The organism is Actinomadura verrucosospora, assembly GCF_039540335.1.
Taxonomy (GTDB): Bacteria; Actinomycetota; Actinomycetes; order Streptosporangiales; family Streptosporangiaceae; genus Spirillospora; species Spirillospora verrucosospora.
Genome location: NZ_BAABEV010000060.1, coordinates 18172 through 42169, shown reverse-complemented (window position 1 = coordinate 42169; position 23998 = coordinate 18172). Strand labels below are relative to the sequence as shown.

At 74.1% G+C, this 23998-nt stretch carries 24 protein-coding genes; 6 read left to right on the top strand and 18 right to left on the bottom strand.

Annotation, left to right across the window (positions count from 1 at the left end):
- The coding region (locus tag ABD944_RS38505; protein WP_345186070.1) for a serine/threonine-protein kinase at positions 1-832 on the bottom strand (832 nt) is incomplete at its 3' end.
- 218 nt (positions 833-1050) lie between these two features.
- Between ABD944_RS38505 and hrpA the strand changes: the two genes are divergently transcribed.
- Positions 1051-4983, top strand: a complete 3933-nt coding sequence (gene hrpA / locus ABD944_RS38500) for an ATP-dependent RNA helicase HrpA (RefSeq protein ID WP_345186067.1) — start codon at positions 1051-1053, stop codon at positions 4981-4983.
- On the opposite strand, the gene ABD944_RS38495 is transcribed toward hrpA, so the two are convergent.
- The gene (locus tag ABD944_RS38495; protein ID WP_345186064.1) at positions 4980-5204 is read right to left on the bottom strand and encodes a hypothetical protein; all 225 of its coding nucleotides are present in this window, start codon (positions 5202-5204) and stop codon (positions 4980-4982) included. The genes hrpA and ABD944_RS38495 overlap by 4 nt on opposite strands.
- 80 nt (positions 5205-5284) lie before the next feature.
- Between ABD944_RS38495 and pip the strand changes: the two genes are divergently transcribed.
- Both pip and ABD944_RS38485 read left to right on the top strand, forming a co-directional pair.
- A complete protein-coding gene (gene pip, locus ABD944_RS38490) occupies positions 5285-6286 on the top strand; it encodes a prolyl aminopeptidase (RefSeq protein ID WP_345186079.1) in 1002 nt (333 codons plus the stop codon).
- Between the two features lie 27 nt (positions 6287-6313).
- Positions 6314-7861: a coiled-coil domain-containing protein gene (locus tag ABD944_RS38485; RefSeq protein WP_345186062.1), complete on the top strand. Its 1548-nt coding sequence runs from the start codon at positions 6314-6316 to the stop codon at positions 7859-7861.
- Between the two features lie 35 nt (positions 7862-7896).
- Here ABD944_RS38485 and ABD944_RS38480 read toward each other — a convergent pair whose 3' ends face one another.
- From ABD944_RS38480 to ABD944_RS38470, 3 genes are all read right to left on the bottom strand, one after another.
- Positions 7897-8118 (bottom strand): hypothetical protein, encoded by a 222-nt coding sequence (locus ABD944_RS38480; protein WP_345186060.1) that lies wholly within the window; start codon positions 8116-8118, stop codon positions 7897-7899.
- 132 nt (positions 8119-8250) lie between these two features.
- On the bottom strand, positions 8251-8940 hold the full coding sequence (locus ABD944_RS38475) for a hypothetical protein (RefSeq protein ID WP_345186057.1): 690 nt from the start codon (positions 8938-8940) through the stop codon (positions 8251-8253).
- Positions 8941-9042: 102 nt separating this feature from the next.
- On the bottom strand, positions 9043-9558 hold the full coding sequence (locus tag ABD944_RS38470; protein ID WP_345186055.1) for a hypothetical protein: 516 nt from the start codon (positions 9556-9558) through the stop codon (positions 9043-9045).
- 192 nt (positions 9559-9750) lie between these two features.
- Between ABD944_RS38470 and ABD944_RS38465 the strand changes: the two genes are divergently transcribed.
- A complete protein-coding gene (locus ABD944_RS38465) occupies positions 9751-10539 on the top strand; it encodes an ABC transporter ATP-binding protein (protein WP_345186052.1) in 789 nt (262 codons plus the stop codon).
- Between the two features lie 27 nt (positions 10540-10566).
- On the opposite strand, the gene ABD944_RS38460 is transcribed toward ABD944_RS38465, so the two are convergent.
- From ABD944_RS38460 to ABD944_RS38420, 9 genes are all read right to left on the bottom strand, one after another.
- On the bottom strand, positions 10567-11928 hold the full coding sequence (locus ABD944_RS38460; RefSeq protein WP_345186050.1) for an AAA family ATPase: 1362 nt from the start codon (positions 11926-11928) through the stop codon (positions 10567-10569).
- Entirely contained in the window at positions 11925-13397 is a 1473-nt protein-coding gene (locus ABD944_RS38455; protein WP_345186048.1) for a hypothetical protein, read from the bottom strand. The genes ABD944_RS38460 and ABD944_RS38455 overlap by 4 nt, the downstream gene beginning before the upstream one ends.
- A 7-nt stretch (positions 13398-13404) precedes the next feature.
- Entirely contained in the window at positions 13405-14499 is a 1095-nt protein-coding gene (locus ABD944_RS38450) for a hypothetical protein (RefSeq protein WP_345186045.1), read from the bottom strand.
- Positions 14496-15335 (bottom strand): hypothetical protein, encoded by an 840-nt coding sequence (locus ABD944_RS38445; protein WP_345186043.1) that lies wholly within the window; start codon positions 15333-15335, stop codon positions 14496-14498. Before ABD944_RS38445 ends, ABD944_RS38450 begins: the two co-directional genes overlap by 4 nt.
- A 67-nt stretch (positions 15336-15402) precedes the next feature.
- Positions 15403-16005: a class I SAM-dependent methyltransferase gene (locus ABD944_RS38440; RefSeq protein ID WP_345186040.1), complete on the bottom strand. Its 603-nt coding sequence runs from the start codon at positions 16003-16005 to the stop codon at positions 15403-15405.
- A gap of 13 nt (positions 16006-16018) precedes the next feature.
- On the bottom strand, positions 16019-16408 hold the full coding sequence (locus ABD944_RS38435; RefSeq protein WP_345186038.1) for a VOC family protein: 390 nt from the start codon (positions 16406-16408) through the stop codon (positions 16019-16021).
- Positions 16409-16488: 80 nt separating this feature from the next.
- A complete protein-coding gene (locus tag ABD944_RS38430; protein WP_345186036.1) occupies positions 16489-17355 on the bottom strand; it encodes an NAD(P)-dependent oxidoreductase in 867 nt (288 codons plus the stop codon).
- A 152-nt stretch (positions 17356-17507) separates the two neighbouring features.
- Positions 17508-18638 carry a phosphotransferase enzyme family protein gene (locus ABD944_RS38425; RefSeq protein WP_345186033.1) on the bottom strand — a complete coding sequence of 377 codons (1131 nt, stop codon included), beginning with the start codon at positions 18636-18638 and terminating at the stop codon, positions 17508-17510.
- A 105-nt stretch (positions 18639-18743) separates the two neighbouring features.
- Positions 18744-19145, bottom strand: coding sequence for a nitroreductase family deazaflavin-dependent oxidoreductase (locus ABD944_RS38420; protein ID WP_345186030.1), 402 nt, complete (start codon positions 19143-19145; stop codon positions 18744-18746).
- Positions 19146-19236: 91 nt separating this feature from the next.
- On the opposite strand from ABD944_RS38420, the gene paaI reads away from it, so the two are divergent.
- A complete protein-coding gene (gene paaI / locus ABD944_RS38415) occupies positions 19237-19677 on the top strand; it encodes a hydroxyphenylacetyl-CoA thioesterase PaaI (protein WP_378191194.1) in 441 nt (146 codons plus the stop codon).
- 10 nt (positions 19678-19687) lie between these two features.
- Here paaI and ABD944_RS38410 read toward each other — a convergent pair whose 3' ends face one another.
- Positions 19688-20554, bottom strand: a complete 867-nt coding sequence (locus tag ABD944_RS38410; RefSeq protein ID WP_345186073.1) for a helix-turn-helix domain-containing protein — start codon at positions 20552-20554, stop codon at positions 19688-19690.
- A gap of 582 nt (positions 20555-21136) precedes the next feature.
- Here ABD944_RS38410 and ABD944_RS38405 point away from each other — a divergent pair.
- Positions 21137-21445 carry a hypothetical protein gene (locus ABD944_RS38405; protein ID WP_345186027.1) on the top strand — a complete coding sequence of 103 codons (309 nt, stop codon included), beginning with the start codon at positions 21137-21139 and terminating at the stop codon, positions 21443-21445.
- A 79-nt stretch (positions 21446-21524) separates the two neighbouring features.
- Here the strand turns inward: ABD944_RS38405 and ABD944_RS38400 are convergent, their stop codons facing one another.
- Genes ABD944_RS38400 through ABD944_RS38390 form a run of 3 tightly spaced genes read right to left on the bottom strand, consistent with a single transcriptional unit; the run spans position 21525 to position 23982 of the window.
- Entirely contained in the window at positions 21525-22307 is a 783-nt protein-coding gene (locus ABD944_RS38400) for an ABC transporter permease (RefSeq protein WP_345186024.1), read from the bottom strand.
- Positions 22304-23080, bottom strand: a complete 777-nt coding sequence (locus tag ABD944_RS38395) for an ABC transporter permease (protein ID WP_345186022.1) — start codon at positions 23078-23080, stop codon at positions 22304-22306. Before ABD944_RS38395 ends, ABD944_RS38400 begins: the two co-directional genes overlap by 4 nt.
- Positions 23077-23982 carry an ABC transporter ATP-binding protein gene (locus ABD944_RS38390; protein WP_345186019.1) on the bottom strand — a complete coding sequence of 302 codons (906 nt, stop codon included), beginning with the start codon at positions 23980-23982 and terminating at the stop codon, positions 23077-23079. Before ABD944_RS38390 ends, ABD944_RS38395 begins: the two co-directional genes overlap by 4 nt.
- Positions 23983-23998: the final 16 nt, after the last annotated feature.

The following is a 23998-nucleotide window of genomic DNA, read 5'->3' as shown; positions in this document are numbered from 1 at the left end:
GGTGCCCGCCTGGCGGGCGCCCTCTCGGCGCGAGCGCGCGGGTGCGCGTCTCCCCGGAGGCCCGCGCCAGCGCCTCCCCGAAGTCCGCCGCCGTCGCCCAGCGCCTGTCACGGTCGGGATCGAGCGCGCGCATCACGGCCGCGCCGACCCCGGAGGGGACCGCGGCCAGGGTCTGCCCGAGCGGGCGCGGGGGCATGGCCGGCGGCTCCCCGGTCAGCAGGTGGTGGGTCAGCGCGCCCAGGCCGTAGACGTCCGCGCGGCGGTCCGGCGCGCCGTCCACCTGCGTCTGCTCGGGCGCCATGTAGCCGGGCGATCCGGCGGGCAGCGTCAGCCTCGACAGGTGCTCCCCGGTGCGCGCGATGCCGAGGTCGGCGATCATGATGCGCTCGCCGCCGCCGGGGGCCGACCGCAGCAGCACGTTGGACGGCTTCAGGTCGCGGTGCACGATGCCGAGGTCGTGCAGCTCCTGCACGCCCCGGATGATCTCCTGTGCGGTGCGCAGCGCCTCGCCCGGCGGGAGCGGCCCGTCGGCGAGCCGCTCGGCCAGCGTGCCGCGGTCGGCGTAGGTCATCACGAAGTAGGGCCGGCCGTCCGGCAGCTCCCCGATGTCGAAGACCTGCACCAGCCGGTGCGAGTCGGCGCGGCGCAGCAGCCGCGCCTCCTGGACGAACCGGTCCCGCACGTCGGTGCGCAGGGTCCAGTGGCCGGCCAGGATCTTGATCGCGACGGGGGAGTCGAGGTCGGGGTCGTGCCCCAGCCAGACCGAGGCGAAGCCGCCGGATCCGAGGTGGCTGTCGATCCGGTAGCGCCCGGCGGCGATCGGGGTCTCCACGTCTCCCAATCATGAATGACGGGCCGGGCCCCGCGCAGTGGCTTTGGGTGAAGGATCAGGCGCGGATCGTGGCCGGGGGAGGAGGAATGCGGCTTACCGGCACGGCGTTGTAAGGGCCGGATAATGGATCGCACTGGCCGGGGTGTTCCGGCTACGGTGCGAAGGTTGTGGGGTGAGCGGGGCCCTGGGGGCCTGGAACCCTATCCTTGTCGATGGTTATGGGGACGAGTGTGGAATCGCCGCTCGCCGGCCTGCGCGCGCGCCTGCCGCAGTTGATGCTGCGCGACCAGCACCGGCTGCGCCGCAGGATCGACGGCGCCCAGAAGACGCGGGACGCCGCGCGCCGGGCGAAGGTCGCCGAGGAGATCGCCGCCGAGGTCGAGGCCGCCGAGCGGCGGGTCGAGCGGCGGCGTCTCGCCGTGCCCGAGATCACATATCCGGCGCAGCTGCCGGTGTCGCAGAAGAAGGACGACATCCTCGCCGCGATCCGCGACCACCAGGTCGTGATCGTCGCGGGCGAGACCGGCTCCGGCAAGACGACTCAGATCCCCAAGATCTGCCTCGAACTGGGCAGGGGCGTGCTCGGCTCCATCGGCCACACCCAGCCGCGGCGGCTCGCCGCGCGGACGGTCGGCGACCGCATCGCCGAGGAGCTCGGCACCGAACTCGGCGAGACCGTCGGCTACAAGGTGCGCTTCACCGACCGGTCGAGCGACGACACGCTCGTGAAGCTGATGACCGACGGCATCCTGCTCGCCGAGATCCAGACCGACCGGCTGCTGCGCCAGTACGACACGCTCATCATCGACGAGGCGCACGAGCGCAGCCTGAACATCGACTTCCTCCTCGGCTACGTCAGGGAGATCCTGCCGCGCCGCCCCGACCTCAAGGTGATCATCACCTCCGCGACGATCGACCCGGAGCGGTTCTCCGCGCACTTCGGGGACGCGCCGATCGTGGAGGTGTCCGGGCGCACCTATCCGGTCGAGGTCAGGTACCGCCCCGTCACCGACCCGGACGACCCGTCCGCCGACCCCGACCGCGACCAGGTCCAGGCGATCGTCGACGCGGTCGACGAGCTCGGCCGCGAGGAGCCCGGCGACGTCCTGGTGTTCCTCAGCGGCGAGCGGGAGATCCGCGACACCGCCGACGCGCTCACCAAGCACTTCACCCGCCGGCGCGGGACGACCGAGGTCCTGCCGCTGTACGCGCGGCTGTCGTCGGCCGAGCAGCACCGGGTGTTCCAGCCGCACCGCGGGCGGCGGGTCGTGCTCGCCACCAACGTCGCGGAGACGTCGCTGACCGTCCCCGGCATCAAGTACGTCGTCGACCCCGGCACCGCGCGCATCTCCCGCTACAGCCACCGGCTGAAGGTGCAGCGGCTCCCGATCGAGCCGGTCTCGCAGGCCTCGGCGAACCAGCGCAAGGGCCGCTGCGGCCGCGTCTCCGAGGGCGTGTGCATCCGGCTGTACTCCGAGGAGGACTTCGAGTCCCGCCCGGAGTTCACCGAGCCGGAGATCCTGCGGACCAACCTCGCGTCGGTCATCCTGCAGATGACCGCGCTCGGCCTCGGCGACATCGCCGCGTTCCCGTTCGTGGAGCCGCCCGACCGCCGCAACGTCAAGGCCGGCGTGGAGCTCCTGCACGAGCTCGGCGCCATCGACCCCGCCGAGAAGGACCCGCGCAAGCGCCTCACCCCGCTCGGCCGCCGGCTGGCCCAGCTGCCCGTCGATCCCCGGCTCGGGCGCATGATCCTGGAGGCCGACCGCAACGGCTGCGTCCGCGAGGTGCTGATCATCGCGGCGGCGCTGTCCATCCAGGACCCGCGCGAGCGTCCCGCCGAGAACCAGCAGGCCGCCGACGAGCGGCACCGCCGGTTCGCCGACCCCGGCTCCGACTTCCTCGCCTACCTGAACCTGTGGAACTACCTGCGCGAGCGGCAGGCGGAGCTGTCGGGCAGCGCGTTCCGCCGCATGTGCAAGAACGAGTTCCTGCACTACCTGCGCGTCCGCGAGTGGCAGGACCTGCACGGCCAGCTCAAGCAGGTCGCCAGGTCCCTCGGCGTCACGCTCAACACCGCCGACGCGCCGCCCGACCGCATCCACACCTCGCTGCTCGCCGGCCTGCTGTCCCACATCGGGCTGATGGACGTCGACAAGAAGGACAAGCAGCGGCGCGGGCAGGAGTACCTCGGCGCCCGGGGCGCGAAGTTCGCGGTGTTCCCGGGGTCGTCGCTGTTCAAGAAGCCGCCGCGCTGGGTGATGTCGGCGGAGCTGGTCGAGACGTCCCGGCTGTGGGGGCGGATCAACGCCCGGATCGAGCCCGAGTGGGTCGAACCCCTCGCGCAGCACCTGGTGAAGCGCAACTACAGCGAGCCGCACTGGTCGAAGAAGCAGGCGGCCGTCATGGCGCGCGAGAAGGTCACCCTCTACGGGGTCCCGATCGTCGCCGACCGCCGCGTCAACTACGGCGCCATCGACCCGGCCCTGTCGCGCGAGCTGTTCATCCGGCACGCGCTCGTCGAGGGCGACTGGGAGACCCACCACCGGTTCTTCCACGACAACCGCGCCCTGCTGGACGAGGTGGAGGAGCTGGAGCACCGCGCCCGGCGCCGCGACATCCTCGTCGACGACGAGACCCTCTTCGACTTCTACGACGCGCGGATCCCCGAGGACGTCGTCTCCGGGCGGCACTTCGACGCCTGGTGGAAGAAGGCCCGGCGCGCCGACCCCGACATGCTCGGGTTCGAGAAGTCGATGCTCATCAACGAGTCGGCGGGCGGCGTCAGCGAGTCCGACTACCCGGACGTGTGGCAGCAGGGCGCGCTGCGGCTGCGGCTCACCTACCAGTTCGAGCCGGGCACCGACGCCGACGGCGTCACCGTGCACATCCCCGTCCAGGTCCTCAACCAGGTGCGGCCCGCCGGCTTCGACTGGCAGGTGCCGGGCCTGCGCGCCGAACTGGTCACCGAGCTGATCCGGTCGCTGCCGAAGCAGCTGCGCGTCAACTTCGTCCCGGCGCCCGACTACGCCCGCAAGATCCTCGACCGCGTCGCGCCGCGCACCGAGCCGCTGCTGGACGCCCTGGAGCGCGAGCTGACCGCGATGACGAGCGTGCCGGTCGCGCGGGAGGCGTGGGACCCGTCCCGGCTGCCCGCCCACCTGCGCATCACCTTCCGGGTCCTGGACGCGGCGGGCCGGACCCTCGGGGAGGGCACCGACCTGGACGAGCTGAAACGCCGCCTCGCCGGGAAGGTGCGCGGGACGCTGTCCAAGGCCGCGTCCACGATCGAGCGGTCCGGGCTCACCGCGTGGACGATCGGCGAGCTGCCCCGCACCTACGAGCGCAACCAGGCCGGGTACGACGTCAAGGCATATCCGGCGCTCACCGACGAGGGCGACGCCGTCGCCGTCCGCATGTACGAGACGGAGGCCGAGCAGCGCCGCGCGATGTGGCTCGGCACGCGGCGGCTGATCCTGCTGAACGCGCCGTCGCCGGTGAAGCTCATCCAGAGCCGCCTGACCAACCAGGGCAAGCTGGCGCTCAGCCACAACCCGCACGGCTCCGTCGCGGCGCTGTTCGACGACTGCGTCACCGCCGCCGCCGACCGGCTCATCGCCGAAGCGGGCGGGCCCGCGTGGGACGAGGACGGCTTCCGCGCCCTGTACGACCGGGTCCGCGCCGACCTGCACGACGCGACGGCCCAGATCGTCGCCTTGGTCGAGCGGATCCTCGCCGAGTCGCACGAGATCGACCGGCGGCTGCGCGGTACGGCGAGTCTCACGCTCGTGCCCGCGCTCACCGACGTCCGCGGCCATCTCGGCACGCTGGTGCGGCCGGGGTTCGTCACCGCGACCGGCTGGGCCCGGCTGCCGGACCTGCCGCGCTACCTGCGCGCCCTGCAGGTGAGGCTCGACAAGCTTCCCGAGAACCCGGGACGCGACCGCATGCTCGCGCACCAGGTCGAGGTGCTGGCGCAGGAGTACGACCAGGCGTTGCGCCGGCTTCCCCCGTCCCGGCGCGAGGAGGAGCCGGCCCGGCAGATCCGCTGGATGCTGGAGGAGCTGCGGGTCAGCCTCTTCGCCCAGCAGCTCGGCACGCGCTTCCCCGTCTCCGACAAGCGCATCCGCAAGGCGATGGCCCAGCTCTAGACGGGCGTGCGCGCGAACAGCTCCAGGTGCCCGCACCGGCGGCACCGCAGGGCGTCGATCTGCCAGCGGGGCCGGCCCATGCGCTTCGCGCCGCCGAGGAAGCCCTTCTCCAGCGGGCCGAGGATCCAGCGGGCGTAGCCCTTGGAGTGCTCGCCCGCGTCCTCGATGAAGCCCGGTTCGAGGTCGTCGCCCTCGCACTGCGTGCACGTCGACTGCGTCATGCCGGGAGGGTAGCGGGTCACGCGGGCGGGGGAGCGGCGGGACGACGCGTGATCATGTCGGGTGATACTGGGACATGGCCTTGCGGGAGTACTACCCACCGATCGAGCCCTACGACTCCGGGCTGCTGGACGTCGGCGACGGCGACCGCGTCTACTGGGAGACCTGCGGCAATCCCGACGGACTGCCCGCGGTCTTCCTGCACGGCGGGCCCGGTGGGGGGCTGCTGCCCGACCACCGGCGGTTCTTCGACCCGGCCCGGTACCGCGTCGTCCTGTTCGACCAGCGCAACTGCGGCCGGAGCCTGCCCGGCGCCGGCGACCCCGCGGTGCCGCTCGACCGCAACACCACGCCGCACTTGGTGGCCGACATGGAGCGGCTGCGCGAGCACCTGTCGATCGAACGCTGGCTCGTGTTCGGCGGCAGCTGGGGGAGCACCCTCGCGCTCGCGTACGCGCAGACGCACCCCGACCGGGTCGCCGCCATGGTGCTGCGCGGCATCTACCTCGTCCGTCCGTGGGACGAGCCGTGGGGGCTGACCCCCACCGGCGCGGCGCGGCTGTTCCCCGCCGAGTGGGCCGCGTTCCGGGACGCGATCCCGCCCGCCGAGCAGGACGACCTGCTGGCCGCCTACGGCCGCCGCGTCGGCCACCCGGACCCGGCCGTCCGGCTCCCCGCCGCCCGCGCCTGGGCCGCGTGGGAGATGGCGGCCAACACGCTCCTGCCCGTCCCGCCGCCGGAGCTGGACGACGCGGTGACGGTGGCCTTCGCCCGCATCATGCACCACTACATCGCGAACGGAGGCTTCCTCCCGCCCGAGGGGCTGCTCGGGGGCGTGGACCGCGTCCGGCACATCCCCGCGCTGATCGTGAACGGGCGCTACGACGTGAAGACGCCGCTGGAGCAGGCGTGGGACCTGCACCGCGCGTGGCCGGAGGCGAGATTCCACGTCGTCGAGGACGCCGGGCACGGCGGCGGCGAGCCCGGCACGCGGGACCGCCTCATCGAGGCCACCGACGAGTTGGCCGCTCACTTTCCGGCGAAGTGGGCGCCCCCACATGTACCACCCAAGTCACTGCAGTGACGGGCAGGGGTGCGTAAGGTTCATTCCATGCCTAACAGCGATGAGCGCGACAATAGCGGCCCCGAGGAGACGGCCGCGGCTCCCCAGGGCGCGGTCTCCGAGGGCACGGCGCACAAGGGCTCGGCGTACCAGGGCACGGGGGCCGGGGCGCCCGCCGAGACCGCGGTCGCGCGCATGGGCGACCCGGTCACGGTCTGGCCGTGCGCCAACTGCGGTCGCCCCGTCCCGCAGCCGGTCGGCGCCGCCCGCACCGTCCGCTACTGCCAGGACAACGACGGCGCCTGCGCCCGCGAGGCGCGCGAGCGCCGCGACCGCGGCCGGGACGCGCCGGGCCTCACCGGGCAGGTCGCGTCGGCGTGGGAGATCGTCGAGCGGATGGAGCGGGCCGCCGACGCGCTCGCCGACTCGCTGACCTCCGAGCTGAGCGTCGCCGGCGTGGAGCGCCGCGTCGCCGAGGTGCGGGCCGAGGCCGCCCGCGAGCTCGCCATCGCGCAGAGCGAGCGCGACGCCTCCCAGCGCAAGGCCGAGGAGGCGTGGCACGAGGCCGTCTCGTCCCGCAAGCGCGCCGACACGGCCGAAGGGGAGGCGAGCCGCGCCCGTGAGGAGGCCAGGCTCGCCACCGCCAAGCGCGACGCCGCGCAGCAGGCGTGGGAGGAGGCCCACCAGATCGCGCAGCAGTCCATGACGGCCAAGCTCGCCGCCGAGAGCGAGCGCGACCGGGTCGCGGCCCGGGAGACCGAGCTCCTCGCCGCGCTGGAGGCCGCCCGGGCCGAGCTCGTCGGCCTGCACGCCAAGCTCGCCGAGGCGGAGAGCGCCGCCGAGACGCAGCGCGTGGAGGCCGCGGTGGCCAAGCAGGGCGCCGAGGACCTGCGCAACGCCATGCGCGACACCGAGGCCCAGCGGCAGCGCGCCATGCAGGCCGCCAGCAAGGCCGAAGCCGAGCGCACCACCGCGATGCGCGCCCAGTCGGAGGCCGAGGCGGAGGTCGTCCGCGCCAACGCCCGCGCCGACGAGGCCGCCAAGGAGCGCGACACCGCGCTGTCCCAGGCCGCGGCCGCGACGGCCGAGCGGGACGAGCTGAACACCAAGGTGAACGACCAGGCGGTGCAGCTGCGGCAGCTGTCGCAGTCGGTCGCCGAGCAGCAGGCCGCCCTCACCGCACTCGCCGAGGAGCGCGACGCCGCCCGCGCCGAGGCCGACCGCGCCCGCCGCCAGATCGACCAGCTCACCCACAACACGCTGTCGTCGAACTTCCCGCCCGGGGGGCGGATGTCAGGCGGAGGCCACCCGGCGCCCCCGCCCGGCGAGCCGCCCACCGGAGCCCCCGCCCCGGGCCCGGGGCCCGGCATGCCGCCGGGCCCGCCGCCGATCGGCGGCCCCTTCCCGGGCGGCGTCCCGGCCCGCCCCGGCGCGCCGGCGCCTCTCGGGGCCCCCGTCCCGAACCAGCCTCCCGTCCCGAACGGGACGCCCGCCTCGACCACCGGCGGCCACCTCGCCCCGGGCGGCAACCCCCCGAACCAGGTCCGCCCCCTCAACGGCGCGGACCGGGAAGACCCCCTGTTCACCGGCCCCTGACCATCGACGCCCGGGCCGGCCGCGCCGTCCCGGGCTCAGCCGAGGCCGGCCACCAGAAGCAGAGCAAGCGCCAGGGCCGCCACCGAGGCGGACATCAGGACCTGGTCGCGCTCCTTCGCCGCGGTGCGCCGCGGCGCGGGGACCCTCCGGCGGCTCCGCCCCATGTCCACCGCGGCGCGGCGGGCGTGCTCCCAGTAAGCCCCCGTGTACACGGCCAGCGCCGCCAGCCCCACGATGAGTAACCCGTCTCCGCGCATCGATCGGCCTCCCGTTTTCCGCGGAAGCTCAGATTGAACAGCGGATCCGGCGCGCGTGACAGTGTCGGACGACACAACTCGCCGAAACAGGCGGACTCGGGCGGCTGCGCCGTCGGAACGTCAGCCGGACGGTCAGCGCCCGAACGTCTCGGGATCGACCTCGATCCAGATCTGCTCGGCGCGGCCCAGCAGCCGCCCGTCGGCCCCGTACAGGGCCGTCGCCGCGTGCATCTTGCGGCCCTCGCGGCTGCGCGCGAACCCCATCACCACGCACCGCTCGCCGGCGTCCGGCACGTCCATGACCTGCGCCGTCATCGTGCCGAGGACCGCCGGGCGGCCCGCGACGTCGAACGACCAGCCGCCGGGGCAGTCCAGCACGGCCCACACCAGCTCCCGCTCGGGCACCCGCTCGGGGATCCACGGCGCCGCGACGGTGCCCTCGGCGACGGGGCCCGGTTCGAGCCGCAGCCCGTCGCCGGGCTCGCGCTCCGGCCCGCAGACGAAGCAGCCGGGGAACGGGTGGTTCTCCGCCGCCCGGTACTTCTCCGCCGCCTTGAGCGCCTCCTCGAACGGGACGGCCGCGATGGGCGGCACCACGATCGCGCCGGCCAGCGCCTCGGCGACGAGCCGCTCGCCGTCCCACAGCCGCGCGCTGTGCCCGCGCTCGTCCTCCACGGTGACGGCGAGCTCGGTCTCCAGCGGCGGCGGCCGCCGCAGCGTCACGGTCACCGTGTCGATCGGCACCCGCCCCGCCAGGCGCCCCGCCACGTACCCGCCGTTCCCCGACCCCTCCGGCCCGTGGAACCGCCTCTCGATGATCATTTCTATGTCCCCCGTGCTCACGTACACCAAACCAAAACGGGACCGATCATATTGAGCCCCACCGACATCCCACCCCCCGGGGGTAGCCGGGCGCCGCGCGCGCTACACGGCCCGGGAAGGCTGCGGCCTGCCCGGACGGGTGGTGAAGAAGACCGAGAGGGAGCCCCGCAGCCGGGCGCGGACGGTGTCCTCGTCGACGGGGCCGTCCGCGGGGACGGGGGTCCGGTCGAGGGCGCGGGCGATGAGCAGGTCGACGTTGCGGTCGGCGACGAGGACCGAGCACGTGTCGCACCCGTACCAGGGATAGAGCATGTTGAGGACGGCCACGGCGGTGTCGTCGTCCGACAGGTGCGTGGTGTCGAGCTCGACCTCGAACATCTCGGTGTCGTCGGGATCGAGCGTCGGGTAGTAGAGCCACTGCGGCGCGGCGACGCCGCAGAAATCGCATACCCGGTCGAGCGGGGCGGGCTCTCCGACCGCGAGCTCCAGCTCGTGGTCCCACGGCTCCACCCGCCGGTTGTGGCGGTAGCCGACGCCGTCGAGCGTGCCCTCGCGGTTGTGCGTCACGTCGTGCACCTCGCCGCCGCAGCGGGCGCACATGAAGCCGAGGTCCTCCATGTCCCTCCCCGATCCCTGGGGCACCGGCTCTCACAGTATCCGGCCGGACGCCTCGCTCGTACCAGGCCGCGGCGTTCGGGTACGGTGATGACCCTTCACCGACGCATCCGCCCCGGCGACCCCGGTCTCCCGCGTCCGCACGCCGCACATCTCCCGCGTGCCCACATACCGTGCTCTCGAACGGGAGGTCCCGTGCCCGACGTCGTGCTGAACGCCGACAAGATCGATCTGGTGCGCGAGCGGCGGACGCTGCTCGACCGCGTCACGCTGACGGTGCTGCGCGGCGAGCACTGGGCGCTGCTCGGCCCGAACGGGGCCGGCAAGAGCACGCTGCTCGGCGTCCTCGGCGCCTACGCCCACCCGACGCGCGGCACGGCGGAGATCCTCGGGCGCCGGCTCGGCCGCGTGGACGTCCAGGAGCTGCGCAGGCTGATCGGGCAGGTCAACCCGCGCCACCCCCTGGAGTCGGCGCGGACGGTCCGCGAGATCGTCCTGACCGGCGCGACGGGCACCATCGAGCTCGTCCCGCGCTGGACGCCCGCCGAGGGGGAGCTGCGCCGCGCGGACGAGCTGATCGCGCTGATGGGCCTCACGCACCGCACGGACGCGCGCTGGCCGAACCTCTCGCAGGGGGAGCGGGGACGCGCGCTGATCGCGCGGGCGCTGATGCCCGACCCGCCGCTGCTCCTGCTCGACGAGCCCGCCACGGGCCTGGACGTCGCCGCCCGGGAGCGGCTGCTCGCCGCCCTCGACCAGCTGCGCGCCGAGCGCCCCGACCTGACCACGGTGCTCGTCACGCACCATCTGGAGGAGCTGCCGGTCAGCACCAGCCACGCGCTCCTGCTGCGCGAGGGCCGGGTGCTCGCCTCCGGACCCTCCGGCGAGGTCCTCACGACCGAGCTGGTCAGCGCGTGCTTCGACCATCCGATCACTATCAGCCGGCACGACGGGCGCTGGGCCGCGACCGCCGGACGGGTCTGACCGGCCGTCGCGCACTCCCGGGGCCGGCTAGCCGCCGACGACGCGGTGCTTGGCCAGATGGGCCAGGACCGCCTGGTTCGCCTCCCACCCGTCCGGAAACTTGACCGGCACGCCGAGGTGCACCGGCTCGGCGGACGGATGCGCGTCCAGCAGCTCGGGGATGCCCGCGCGCGCCACCACGACGCACGCGTGGCGGTGCCGCGACGCCAGCACGCACAGCCGTCCCGACTCCAGGTGGAACGCGGTCGCGTCGCGGCGCCCCGACAGCGGGTGCAGCACGACCGTCACGTCGTACTCGCGGCCCTGGAGCCGGTTGGCGGTGTCGACGGTGATGCCCTCGCCGTGCGGGCCGAGCGCGGCGCGGATCGCGGTGACCTGGTCGCGGTGGGCCGCGCCGATCGCGACGCGCGCGGCGTCCACCGGTTCGGAGCCCAGCTCGGAGTGCGCGACGGGGCCGCGCTGCAGCAGCCGGACGGCGAGCGCCGCCGTCGCGCGCACGGCTTCGGAGTCGGTGCGCAGGGTGTGCCGGGCGGGCAGCTCGTAGAGGGCCCACCCGGTGGCCGCCGCCTCCTCCAGCGCGTGGTCGTAGGTGGTGCCCATGCCGCGCGCGGCGAACTCCAGCCTCCGGTCGCCCGGGCCCGTCCCGGCGCGGAACCCGGTGAACGGGTAGAACGCCTCCGACACCACCGGCGCCGCCGACGCGGGCAGCCGCCAGGACACCGGCAGCCGGTGGACGGGAAGCTCCGGGTTGTGCGCGAGCAGGACCGACACGGCGCTGCGCATCGGGTCCCAGGTCAGGCCCGCCCAGCGTTCGACCTCGACGGTGGAGAAGGGGTCGAGCTGGCCGGGGTCGCCGACGAACAGCGCCCGCTCGAACCGCCCGGCGATGCGCAGCAGCAGGTCCGAACGCATCTGGTACGCCTCGTCGACGATCGCCCACGGCCACGACCCGTCCGAGAGCGTGGCCCATTTCGCGCCCGTCGCGATGACGACGGTGCGGTCGGCGAGGTCGTCGGCCTTCTGCGCCACCCGCACCGACGGGTGCGCCATGACCCGCTCGGACGGAACGTAGCCGGACGCCGACAGCCGCCCCAGCGTGATGCCGGGGTGCTTCGCGGCGATCCGGTCGATGAGGTCGTCGACCTGCTCGTTGGTCTGCGCCACGATCATCAGCCGCTCCCCGGCCTCGGCCAGGTGCGCGGCCGCGCGGACCACCAGCGTCGACTTGCCCGCTCCCGGCGGGGAGTCGACCACCACGCCGCGGTGCCCGCCGCCGAGGTCGGCCAGGACGCCGTCGACGACCCGCGCCGCGGCCTCGCCGGGTTCCAGGGGCGGCTCCGGGTCCCGCGCCGCCACCGGCGCCAGATGGCGGCCCGCGTGCCCGGTCACGACCATTCCTCTTCGGCGTCCTCGTCGGTCGGCACGTACTCGACGGGCGGCCCGCCGTGCGTCCACGGCGTGTCCTCCCGGTCGGGGAACCTCGCCACGCCGAACGAGCCCTCCGTCAGCGAGGTGAAGCACACCCGGTCGCCGACCTCGGGGACGGCGCCCGCCTCGGGGGTGAGCTTGCGGCCCATCCCGCCGGTCAGCTCCAGCAGCACGCCGCCGTCGTCCAACTCCACGATCCTCCCCTTGAGCGCCGGTCTGGCGGCGCTGCACACGGTCGTGCCGACGTCGAGCCGCACCGGGTCGCGCGTGCCGACCCGCAGCAGCGGGCGCAGCTTCGGCCGCTTGCCCGTCTCGTCTAGCCGGGTGGGGTCGCACTCGGTGACCGTTCCGCCGAACGCCTGGCCGGCCAGCCGGTGCTCGGCCATCACCAGGGGATCGTCGAACGCCCGCTGCGCGTCGTAGGCGTCCTGCGCGCGTTCGAGGTCGTGCAGCCGCCGCGCCGCCCGGACGGGCGGGTCGCGGCGCGCCTGAGGATACGCCTCGCCGAACGTCTGGTGGTAATAGGTGAAGGCGTCCCGGTCGCGCTCCCAGCGGCGCGGGACGCTCGCTCCCTCCGGCAGGGCCCGCAGCAGCTCGACGGCCCGCCACATCAGGTCCCAGGTCGGGGTGAGCTGGCTCGCGACCGCGGCGCGCAGCCGCTCCTCGGCCGCCGGGGCTCCGTTCGACCGGTCGTAGCCGGCGATCGCGGGGGCGAGGACCTCGTTGTCGAACGTCGGGTCGGTCGTCGGGCCCGCGGGCGGGCAGACGACGGGGTCCTCGGCGCGGGCCGCCGCGGCCGGCCCGTCGAGGCCGTCCGGCGGGTCGATCCAGCCCATCAGCGCGGCGAGGTTGCCGTCCTCCAGCGAGCTCTGGCCCGTCGCCCAGTGCAGCCGCAGCAGCTCGGTCGCCGCCCCCAGCAGCGATGACCCCGGATGGTCGTGGCGGTCGGCGAACCACGTCAGCCACCGGCCGAGCACCGGTACCGCGGGGTCGACCGCGTACGGGCCCTCGGTGCTGCGGAACCGCGTCGACCGGCCCACCATCCGCAGGAACGCGACGCCGCCCCGGTTCGGGACGAGCAGCTGCGGCGCGTCCCCGTACCGGATCCGCTCCTCGCCGTCCTTGCCGGGCGGCAGCTCCTCGACCGGGCCCCGGCTCGTCTCGATGTGGTTCAGGACGAGCTTGGCGAGGCTCGCCGCGAAGGCGAAGCGCAGGTCGCGGTTGCGCGGCTGCGGGACCACGAGCAGGGTCGCGTCGTCGGGGTCGCTGCCGAGCATCACGGCCAGGGGCGCCGCCGCCTCCCCGGCGAGCTTCAACGGGACGAGCACGAGCGGGGCGCCGGAGACATGCCAGTGCCGCACGGTCGCGAGCGGCTGCGCGACCCCGGCGGCCGCCGCCTGCAACCGCGCGAGCGAGGACAGCGCACTCATGGGCGGATCACGCGGCCCCGTGCAGCGCCTCGTCGCGCAGCCGGGCCGCGGCGCGCAGCTGCTCGGCCGTCTCGGCCAGGTCGTCGGAGGGACGCAGCGACCCGTCCGCCAGCGCGAGTGCGGCGCCGATCGTGTCGATGCCGCCGAGGTCGTCGCGGACGGACCGGCCGAGCGCGCCCGTCGAGCCGCACGCCCGCGCCTCGTCCCGGCAGAACAGCGCCATCTCGCAGCCCGCCATGCACTCGGGCGCGTACCGCGCCTCGACGGCCCGCACGGACTCCGCGAGCGCGTCCCCGGGCGCGAACGTCAGGTCGTCCGGCAGCTCGGCGAGGATGTCGTCGACGCGGGTGAGGCGCGCGAGCTGCCGTTCCAGGACGGCGAGCTGGGGACGCACGTCCAGCGGCGTCGCGGTGGGCCGGTTCGAGAAGTTCTCCGGGCAGACGAGGAACACCTCGTGCGACACGCGCGCCGGGTCGTGCCCGAGCTCGGCCGCCAGGCGCCGCAGCGCCAGCACGTACACCGCCGACTGGCGGGCCGCCGCCGCGACCTGCTCGGGCTCGGCCTGCCCGTCCACGACCGCGAACGACTTGATCTCGATGACGTGCATCCGGCCTTCGAGCTGGAACGCGATCACGTCCGGCTCCAGGTAGGCGGGCCGCCCGGCGATCTCCAGCCGCAGCAGCGGATGGTCGAACAGCGTCCCCTCGCCGGTCTCCAGCGCGCGGGCGACCAGCCGCCGGGTGCGCGAGTGCCGCAGCTCCCGGCCCTCGTTGCCCGCGACCACCTCCAGGTCGTCGTAGGCGACCTCGGGGACGGCGAGGCCGAGCCGCTCGCGCAGCAGCGTCAGCAGCTCCGCGCAGCCGTCCGCCTTCACCTGCGCCTCGAACGCGTTCCCGCGCGTGATCGCGAACTGCGACTGGCCGAACGGCGCGGGGAAGCCCAGGGCCCGCGCGACCGCGTCCTTGTCGACGCCCGCCGCGTCCATCACCCCGCGGCGGGCGCAGCCCGGATTGGACGTGAGCGCGGCGATCGTGCGGGCGTCGTGGTTGCGCGGGGGCGCGTCGCCGCGCAGCCGGTCCAGGTCCGGCGCGGTGTCGGTCATCGGTCCGTCTCTCCGTTGATGGCGGGGCGCCGGCCGGGATCCCGCAGGGCCCGCAGCCGGGTGCCGAACAGCCGTTCGGCGTCGTCGAGCCGCTCCCGGGCGCGTGCCGCGGCCGACTCGCGCCGCCGCCGGTCCGAGGCGCGGTGCACGTCCAGCTCGGCCCGGGCGGCCTCGGCGAGCACGGCCGGATCGACTGTACCGACCGTACCGCTGGCCGCACCGGGAATGTTGGACGCGAAACGCCACAGCAGCCGCTGCACGTCCGGCGACGGCGACCCGCGTCCGGCGTGCTCGGCCAGGCGCAGCGCGCAGGTGAGGAAGTCGGTGCGCGGGCTGAGCGGCCCGACGACGCGCTGCTCCAGCGGCCACGTGCTCACGGTGAGCAGGCCGCGCGCGGGGGCGAGCAGGTCGGCGGTCAGCGCGGCGCACAGGTAGTAGGGGCGCGCGTACGGCGCGGTGCGGAAGGAGCGCTCCTCGTCGCGGCGCAGGCTCGTCAGGCTGCTCCCGGGGATCTCGCCGGGGAAGAACGCCGCGTACACCGACCCGATCAGCTTCGGCGCGGCGGGCGCCCCGAGCAGGGTGAGGGCCTGGTGGACCTGCTCCCGGACGGGCAGCAGGCCGCGCGGGTCGGCGTGCGCGTCGCGGCGGGCGCCGGACCCGGTGGTCTCGCCGAGGACGGCGTCGTCCCACGCCGCCTCGCCCCGGCGCAGTTCGGCGCGCAGCTCGCGGGCCCGCACCCGGTCGCCGGCGGCCATGGCCCGGCGCACGGCGGCGCGCAGCTCGGTGATGCGCGCCTCCAGCTCGTCGGGGGTCGGGACGCCGGGGGGCCGGGACATGCGGCAGACAGTACAGGTACTTCCCGACACTTCCAGTGTTTTCCAGTTTTATGGGGTCCGGACGGGGTCAGCGCGGCCTGCGCCACACGAGGGAGTAGCGCCACAGCAGGTGCCTGCGGAACACGGCGCCGGGCAGCAGCCGCAGCGCCTCGTCCCGCACCTCGCCCCACGTCATGTCGGGGTCCATGACCGGGGCGTCGGGGTCGCCCGCGCGCCGGCGGTTGCGGAACCGGTGGAAGTAGTGCGCCGGGAGGCCGGCCGCCGCGTACGCCCGGTCGCGCGGCCCCTTGTTGCTCGCCAGGCCGATGACCACCAGGGTGCCGCCCGGCCTGACGGCGCCGCGCATCGCCGTCAGGCCCTTGACGAAGTCCATGTGGTGGATGGCGGCGACGCTGCAGACGAAGTCGTAGAAGTCCTCCGGCAGGTCGTATTCGAGGAGGCCCGCCTCGACGAAGTCGACGTTGCCGACGCCCTCGCTCGACCGCGCCGCCTCGGCGACCATGTCCGGCGACCGGTCGAGCCCGGTGACGTGCACCGCGCGGGGCGCGAGGCGGCGCGCCAGCAGGCCGTCGCCGCAGCCGACGTCCAGCGCCTCGCCGCATCCGCGCGGCACGTTGCGCAGCACGACGCCGTGGTAGTGCGTGTTGTGGTTCCAGTAGTCGCCGGTCATCGTCACCGCCGGGTCAGGAGCGCGGGTCGCGCCGGAGGGGGTGCCCCTCCGGCACCTCCACAATAACGATCTTGACGCCGTCGGGGTCCTCGATCCACATCTCGACCAGTCCCCACGGCTCCTCGCGCGGCTCCCGCGTGACGCGGGCGCCGGCGGCCGCGAGCCGGTCGTGCTCGTCCCGGACGTCGCGGACCTGGAGCCAGAGCATCGGCGACGACCCGGTCCGGCCGCCGCCGTGCCCCGACACCTCCAGCAGGCCCGGACCGAGGAAGAACACCACGCCGGGGGAGTCGGCCGGACCGAACTCCCGGTACACGGCGAGTCCCAGCACGTCGCGGTAGAAGCGCTGAGTCAGCGCCGGGTCGGCGGGGCGAAGCAGGATGCGGCTGCTCAGTACGTCCATGGCACCATCCTGACCCCGGCGCCGCCCGGCGCCCGTACCGGCGCGCCCGCCCGCGCGAGTCGGCCCGGTGCCGGCCCGGTTCAGTCCGCGAAGCTCGCGCGGTAGGTGGCGGCCATGTCCTCGTCGCCGTGCCCCTGCTCGATCGCGCGCCGGAAGCGCTCGCCCGCCGCGTCGTTGACGTCGACGCGGACGCCCGCTGCCGCGGCCGAGTCGTGGATGAGCCGGGTGTTCTTCTCGGCGTTGCGGACCGCGAAGCTCGGCTCGAAGTCGCCGTCGAGCATCGCCTTCATCTTGACCTGCAGGTAGGGGCTGTCGAGCGGGCCGCCGGTGAGGACCTCGCCGAGCAGGGACGGGTCGAGCCCGAGGCCCTGCGCCAGCGCGACCGACTCGGCGACGACCGACGTCAGCGAGATGGCGTAGCTCACGGCGGCCAGCTTGAGCCGGGTGCCCGCGCCGCCCGCGCCGTCCTCGTCCAGCCACACCGTCTTGCCGCCGACCGCGCCGAAGACCGGCTCCAGAACCTTGCGCGCGTCCTGCGGCCCGGCCGCGAGGATGATGAGCTTGCCCTGCTCGGCGGGCTGCTTGGTGCCCTGGACGGGCGCGTCGACGAACGCCAGCCCGTGGCCGTCGGCGAACCGGGCCAGCCGGGGCACGTCCGCGACGCCGACCGTGCCCATCTGCGCCCAGACCTGCCCGGCGCTCAGCCCGGGGGCGGCCTCGTCCATCACCGCCAGGGCGGTCTCGGCGTCGTTCAGCATGGTGATGACGACGTCGGCGTCCCGCACGGCCTCGGCGGGGGAGGCCGCGACGGCGGCGCCGTCGGCGGCGAGCGGCTCCGCGCGGGCGGCCGTGCGGTTCCAGACGGCGACCCCGTGGCCGTTCCGCAGCAGGTTGCGGGCCATCGCGGCGCCCATGATCCCGGTGCCGAGCACTGCGACCTGAGTCATCTGCCCCTCCTTATGGACTGCTTATGGACTGTTCGATACATAATCGTGCGGGACGAGGCTCGCACATCGCGGTCCGATCCGCATCCGCAGGGTCCTTACCCGCCGGGAGGGCGGGATGCGCCGCCGCGCCGTCCGACCGGCGGGGCGGCCGGTCAGCCGTAGGCGGGGCTGTCGCCCGGCGCGTCGGCGTACACGGCGGTGTAGGGCACGGCGAAGGCGTCGAGGGTGCGGTCGAGATGCGCCGACCACCAGCTCACGAGCGTGGCGGGAGCGCGCTCGCCCGCGCCGTCCTCGCCGAGGTAGCGGTGCCGCAGCGGGGCGACGTCGCAGAGCCGCTCCCACCATTCGCGGTGCACGGCCGACTGGATCTGGCCGGCGTCCAGCGGGAAGGCGGAGCGGTGCCCGCGCACGAACGCCTGGACGCGGTCGAGATCGAGGCCGCGATCGTCCTCGCAGGCGAACAGCCGCGCCGCCGAGCGCACGACCTCTCCCGCGACCGGGCCCGTGGTGAGGCCGTCCCAGCCGAGCACGGCGGTGACGTTGCCCGACCCGCCGTAGCGGAGGTGCTCGGCATGGAACGAGCCGTGCAGGTGCCCGACCGTGCTCACCTCGATGTCGGGCGGCTGGTGCCCGGCGAACTCGGTGAGCAGGGCGCGGCGTTCCCGCAGACGGCGCGCGGTCAGCGCGTCGAAGTCGGTGCCGTCCCCGTCCGGGACGTCGCGCAGCATCGCCTCGACGGCGGCGGCCGCGTCGGCGGCCCGCGGAGCCGGCACGAGCATGCTCTGCTGGACGGGCGGCGTGAGCTCGTCGAGCGCGGCGTGCAGGCGTCCGAGCAGCTCGCCGAGGGCCTCGCACTGGGTGAACGTCAGCTCCAGGCCGCCGCGGCCGCGGCCGCCGACCCACGGATACAGGACGTATCCGCGGCCGGCGGCCGTGACCAGCGTTCGGCCGTTCCGCGCCGGCACGGGCGCGTGGACCGGAAGGCCGGCCGCGTCGAGCGCGGCCGTGACGCCGTGCTGGAACAGCAGGCGGCGCCGGTCGGCGCCGGTGTGCTCCCTGAGGAAGAACGCCCCGCCCGCCGCGTCGACGCGCCAGCTCCGGCCGCCCGGCCCGGTCGCCAGCGGGGTCGCCGTGCCCGAAGCGCCGATCTCCCAGCGCTTCAGCAGCCGCGGTGGAAGCGGATCCGCGCCGGTGGCGCCGTCGTCCGCCGCCTGCCCGCCGTCGCCGGCCCGCTGTTCGGCGTCGGCCCTGTCTCTGGCGTCAGCACTCTGGGACGTCGGCACCTCGGCACCTCGGCTGCTTCGGACGGACGGCGGTCGAATGAGTGTTCTACGCCGACGCTACACGTCCCGGCCGCGGCGCGAAAGTGAACCGCGCCGCCCCGCGTCTCAGACGCGTTCGAGGACGACGACGGGGATGTCGCGGTCCGTCTTCTTCTGGTACTCGTCGTAGTCCGGCCACGTGGCGGCCATCTTCCGCCAGAGGGGCGGCTTCTCCTCGGGTGTCGCCGTGCGGGCCCGCGCGGTGAACTTGTCGCCCTTCACCTGCACCTTCACCTCGGGGGTGTCCTGCAGGTTGCGGTACCAGAGCGGCGGCTCGTCCGCTCCGCCCTTGGACGCCACGACGAGGTAGGCGTCGCCTTCCGTCTGGTAGATGAGCGGCGTCGTGTGCTCCTTGCCGCTGCGCCGTCCGGTGGTGGTGAGCAGGAGGGTGACGGTGCCGTTCCAGTCGTGTCCCTCCGCACCGTCGGTCGCCTGGTACCGCTCGACGTGTTCCTTGCCGTACAACATGGTTCTCTCCTCATTTTGCCCTGGCCATGGGGGCGCCCCTCTGTAACCCGCGAGGCGGGGCCGCCCTTCCCGGGATCACTACCCTGGCGTGGTGGATGATGCGGCGGAGGTGGCGCGGCGGTGCGCCGAGACGATGTACGCGCAGGACAAGGTGGCGCAGGACCTCGGCATGCGGATCACCGAGATCGCGCCGGGGCGGGCGCGGCTGCGGATGACGGTGGCCGAGACCATGGTGAACGGGCACGGGATCGCCCACGGCGGCTATCTGTTCCTGCTCGCCGACTCCGCCTTCGCCTACGCGTGCAACACCTATGACTCCGTGACGGTCGCGGCGTCCGCCGACGTGGTGTTCGTCGCGAGCGCGCGCGGCGGCGACGTCCTGGAGGCGACGGCGGTCGAACGCACCCGCTACGGGCGGAGCGGCGTCTACGACGTCACGGTGCGGCGCGTCCCCGGCGGGGAGGTCATCGCGGAGTTCCGCGGCGGGAGCCGGAGCCGGGACCAGCGCGTCATCGACGGCGGCGCGCCTTGAGGCGCACGGGTCACAGCTCGTTCAGGACGCGGGTGAGGTAGCGCGCCGTCTCGTCGGGGCGCTCGGCGGTGATGCACAGGTTGTTCATCGCGCGCATGTAGGTGTCGACGTCGGTCGGCTTGTCGAGGTAGAGCGCGCTGGTGAGCTGCTCCAGGTAGACGACGTCGGACAGGCCGGGCTCGGCGAAGCGCAGGATCGTGAACGGGCCGCCGGCGGCGGCGTGCCCTCCCGCGCCGAACGGCACGATCTGGAGGGTGACGTTGGGCAGTTCCGACACCTCGATCAGATGCCGGATCTGGTCGCGCATCACCTCGCGGCCGCCGAGCGGACGGCGCACGACCGCCTCGTCCAGCACGGCCCACAGCGTCGGCGCGTCCGGGGAGGTGAACCGCTCCTGCCGGGTGGTGCGGATCTGGACGCGGCGCTCGACCTCCTCGTCACTGGCGTCGGAGTATCCGAGCCGGATGACGGCGCGCGAGTAGTCCTCGGTCTGCAGGAGCCCGGGGACGAACTGCAACTCGTAGGTGCGCAGCAGGGAGGCGGCCTCCTCCAGCCCCAGATACACCTCGAACCAGCTCGGGAGGATGTCGCCGTACCGGTGCCACCAGCCGGGGGTGTTGGCCTCCTTGGCGAGCGCCAGCAGCGGGGCGCGCTCAGCGGGGTCGGAGACCCCGTAGAGGGTGAGCAGATCGGCGACGTCGCGCTCCTTGAAGCCGACCCTGCCCAGTTCCATTCGGCTGATCTTGGAGTGCGAACCGCGGATCTCGTAGCCCGCCTGCTCGGTGGAGATGCCGCGCGACTCGCGCAGCCGCCGCAACTGCGCGCCGAGGAGAATGCGCAGGACAGTGGGCCCGCCGCGGCGCGGATAATCGATCAGCCGTCCGGCCGGATCACCTTCGGCCGGAGGTGTTGGGGCAGCTGAATCCTGGGACAAGGGGTCACCAGCCAGTCGACGGGTCTGCTCGCGGGCGGAACGGCACCGCACTATGTTAGAGGATGCTCGGACGTTTTTGGGAAGTAGGAATACCGCCTTGCGGTCCGGGTGTGCCCGAACGGCGGTTGACGTGCGCGAAGCCGCAGCGGAGTCCCCGTGACCAGTGCTGTCGGTGGCGATGCGGCTGCGGAACGTTGCAGAGCCGTTGCATCGGAGTCGCCGCCGAGGTCATTTTCCCGGCACTGGGGCCGACGGCGGAGCATGAATTGCGGATGGCTCTCCCGCAAAGGGGGCGTCCAATCCTGACAGGCTATTTCGCGGGCTGTCGTCGTCCTCGTGAATGTCCCCTGACCACTTATTTGGCCAACATTCCCCTGAGTATGTTCCGCGGAGCCGGCCGGACGAGTGATGAAGCTCTCGTCCCGCGCGGGCGCGATTCCGGGCGCCCGCGGCGTTCACCCTTCAGGGCGGCGGTCGCGGCCGCCGTTCGACAGGCGAGTACGTCCCACGCAACTGGGAGGACCCATGAATGTGACCCGTGAACGACCGGAGATCCGGTTTCTGACCTCGGGCGACGTCTCGGCCCACGAGCGGGCGGCGGCCGAGCGCGCCGTCCGGGAGGCGCTGACCGGCATCGGCGGCGTCACGTCCGTCCAGGTCACGCTGAGCGTGGTGGCCGACCGGTCGCTGCCGCGGCCCGCCCTGGCCCAGGCCGTCGTCGAGCTCGACGGCCGGCGCGTGCGCGCGCAGGCCGCCGCGCCCCGCATCGACGAGGCCGTCGACATGCTCCGCGAGCGACTGGCGATTCGGGCGAGTTCCCTGCGGACCGGCTGAGACCTTCCTCCGCGCGAGTTCCCAGAAACGAGCGGCGGCGCCCCGCACGGGGACGCCGCCGTCGATGGCTTCCGGGCCCTCAGGCGTCGCGCCTGGCGAGGACGAGGGCGGCCAGGCCGAGCGGTACGAGCGCGTATGCGAGCAGCAGGCCGGTCGCCGCGCCGGGGGACAGCAGATCGCCGTAGACGGAGTTGTCCGCGCTGAGCCCCGCCATCTGGGCGGGCAGGCCGCCGGGCATGACCGAGCCGACGCGCTCGCTCCACGGCCGGGGCAGGTGGAAGGCCAGCAGCGGCAGGACGTGCCACAGGAACACCACCGACACGAGCGTCCCCGCCGTGGACCGCAGGAGCACGCCGAGCGACAGCCCGAGCAGCGCGAACACGGGCACCGCCGCCCCCTCGATGAGGAAGCCGGGCAGGTCGTGGGCGACGGAGGCGTGCTGGTCCGGGAACGGGCGGTCGCCGATGACCAGCCGGGTGCCGAGGAACGAGCCGACCGTCGCGGCCTCCCCGGCGACCAGGGCGACCGTCCCGACCACCGCCGCCTTGGCCGCCGGCAGCGCGCTGCGCCGCGGCAGCACGGTGAGGGTCGTGCGGATCATCCCCGTGCGGTACTCGGACGTGACGGACAGCGCGCCGAGGACCGCCAGGCACAGCGACGCCGCCCACACACTGAGCTCCTGCAACGGGCGCAGCAGGAGGTCGTCACGGCGGTCGGCGGCGAGGCCGTCCCAGACGTGCGCCATCTGCACCGCGAGAAGCACGGTGAACCCGGTGAAGGCCGCCGTCGCGGCCAGCACCCAGTAGGTCGAGCGGATCGAGCGCAGCTTGCGCCATTCGGCGGCGACCGCGTGGGCGATCACGCGTCCCTCCGCGTGAACGAGAGGGCGCCGACCGCGAGCGCGGCCACCGTGTACGCGACCAGCAGCGCGATCGCGGCGGCCGGCGCCAGCACGCCGTGGTCGGTCGACGAGCCGGGCGCACCCGCGATCTGGTTGGACAGGCTTCCGGGAAGCGCCGACCAGATCCGCTCGTCCCACGGCGACGGCAGCAACTGGGCCAGGGCGGGCGCCACGAACAGCACGGCCATGCCCGCGGTGATCGTCGCGGCGGTGGAGCGGAGGACGGCTCCCAGCCCGAAGGCGATCAGCGTGATCGCGGCGGTCGTCAGGCCGAGCCACAGCAGATGGACCGCGACGTCCGGCACCGGCCCCTGGAACGTGGCCACGGGACGATCGCCCACGATCGCGTTCCCGGCGGCGGTTCCGGCGGCGAGCGCGGCCAGTGACGCGGTGAGCACCGTCCCCGCCGCCACCGCCCCCTTGGCCGCGTACAAGGCCAGGCGGTTCGGCAGGACGGCGAGCGTCGTCCGGACCATGCCATGCGCGTACTCCGACGTGAGCGTCAGCGCCCCCAGCACCACCGCGCACACCGGTAGCGCCACGACCAAGGGCTGCTCCGCCGGGGCCGCCCTCGCCCTCGCCTTCTTCGCGGCCGGCAGGCCGTCCCAGTAGCGGGTCACGTACCAGGACCACAGAACACAGAGCAGCATGAACGCCGCGATCGTTCCGAGGACGGCGAAGGTCGAGCGGATGGTCCGGAGCTTGTACCACTCCGCGGCGAGCGCGTCGATCACGGCGCCACCGCCCCGAACTCGGTGCTCCCCGCCGTCAGCTCCATGTAGGCCTCCTCCAGAGAGGCGCTGTGCGGCGTCACCTCGTACAGCGGGATCCCGTGCGCCGCGGCCGTGTCGCCGATCGCGGCCACGTCCAGCCCGGTGACCGTGAGGGCCCCGCCCGGCACGGACTCGACCGAGCCCCCCGCCGCGGCGAGCACGCCGCTCAGCTCCGCCGGACGGGGCGAGCGGACCCGCACCCCGCGGCGGAACCGGTCCGCCAGCTCCCGCACCGACGTGTCCGCGATCAGGCGCCCGCGCCCGATGACGACCAGCCGGTCGGCCGTCAGCTCCATCTCGCTCATCAGATGGCTGGACACCAGGACCGTCCGGCCCTCGGCGGCCAGCGCCCGCATCAGCTCGCGGATCCAGCGCACGCCGTCGGGGTCCAGGCCGTTCACCGGCTCGTCGAACATCAGCACCCCCGGATCGCCCAGCAGCGCCGCGGCGATCCCGAGCCGCTGCCGCATCCCCAGCGAGAACCCGCCGACCCGCTTGCGCGCGACCCCGGCGAGCCCCACCTGCTCCAGGACCTCCGCCACCCGCCGCATCCCGATCCCGTTGCTGCGCGCCATCCAGCCGAGATGGTCGAACGCCCGGCGCCCGCCCTGCACCGCGCCCGCGTCCAGCAGCGCTCCCACCTCGCGCATCGGCCGCTTCAGCGCCGTGTACCGCTGCCCGCCGACCAGTGCTTCACCGGACGCCGGACGGTCCAGACCCAGCACGATGCGCATCGTCGTCGACTTGCCCGCCCCGTTCGGGCCGAGGAACCCCGTCACCGTCCCCGGCCTCACCGTGAACGACAGGCGGTCCACCGCGGTGGTGCCCCCGTAGCGCTTCGTCAGCTCGCGTATCTCGATCATGCAGTCGAGGGTCGTA

Excerpts from the sequence above, each read along its gene's own strand:
- hrpA (WP_345186067.1), top strand. The coding sequence starts at position 1,051 with ATGGGGACGAGTGTGGAATCGCCGCTCGCCGGCCTGCGCGCGCGCCTG.
- ABD944_RS38495 (WP_345186064.1), bottom strand. The coding sequence starts at position 5,204 with ATGACGCAGTCGACGTGCACGCAGTGCGAGGGCGACGACCTCGAACCG.
- ABD944_RS38485 (WP_345186062.1), top strand. The coding sequence starts at position 6,314 with ATGCCTAACAGCGATGAGCGCGACAATAGCGGCCCCGAGGAGACGGCC.
- ABD944_RS38480 (WP_345186060.1), bottom strand. The coding sequence starts at position 8,118 with ATGCGCGGAGACGGGTTACTCATCGTGGGGCTGGCGGCGCTGGCCGTG.
- ABD944_RS38475 (WP_345186057.1), bottom strand. The coding sequence starts at position 8,940 with ATGATCATCGAGAGGCGGTTCCACGGGCCGGAGGGGTCGGGGAACGGC.
- ABD944_RS38470 (WP_345186055.1), bottom strand. The coding sequence starts at position 9,558 with ATGGAGGACCTCGGCTTCATGTGCGCCCGCTGCGGCGGCGAGGTGCAC.
- ABD944_RS38455 (WP_345186048.1), bottom strand. The coding sequence starts at position 13,397 with ATGAGTGCGCTGTCCTCGCTCGCGCGGTTGCAGGCGGCGGCCGCCGGG.
- ABD944_RS38450 (WP_345186045.1), bottom strand. The coding sequence starts at position 14,499 with ATGACCGACACCGCGCCGGACCTGGACCGGCTGCGCGGCGACGCGCCC.
- ABD944_RS38445 (WP_345186043.1), bottom strand. The coding sequence starts at position 15,335 with ATGTCCCGGCCCCCCGGCGTCCCGACCCCCGACGAGCTGGAGGCGCGC.
- ABD944_RS38440 (WP_345186040.1), bottom strand. The coding sequence starts at position 16,005 with ATGACCGGCGACTACTGGAACCACAACACGCACTACCACGGCGTCGTG.
- ABD944_RS38435 (WP_345186038.1), bottom strand. The coding sequence starts at position 16,408 with ATGGACGTACTGAGCAGCCGCATCCTGCTTCGCCCCGCCGACCCGGCG.
- ABD944_RS38430 (WP_345186036.1), bottom strand. The coding sequence starts at position 17,355 with ATGACTCAGGTCGCAGTGCTCGGCACCGGGATCATGGGCGCCGCGATG.
- ABD944_RS38420 (WP_345186030.1), bottom strand. The coding sequence starts at position 19,145 with ATGTTGTACGGCAAGGAACACGTCGAGCGGTACCAGGCGACCGACGGT.
- ABD944_RS38405 (WP_345186027.1), top strand. The coding sequence starts at position 21,137 with ATGAATGTGACCCGTGAACGACCGGAGATCCGGTTTCTGACCTCGGGC.
- ABD944_RS38390 (WP_345186019.1), bottom strand. The coding sequence starts at position 23,982 with ATGATCGAGATACGCGAGCTGACGAAGCGCTACGGGGGCACCACCGCG.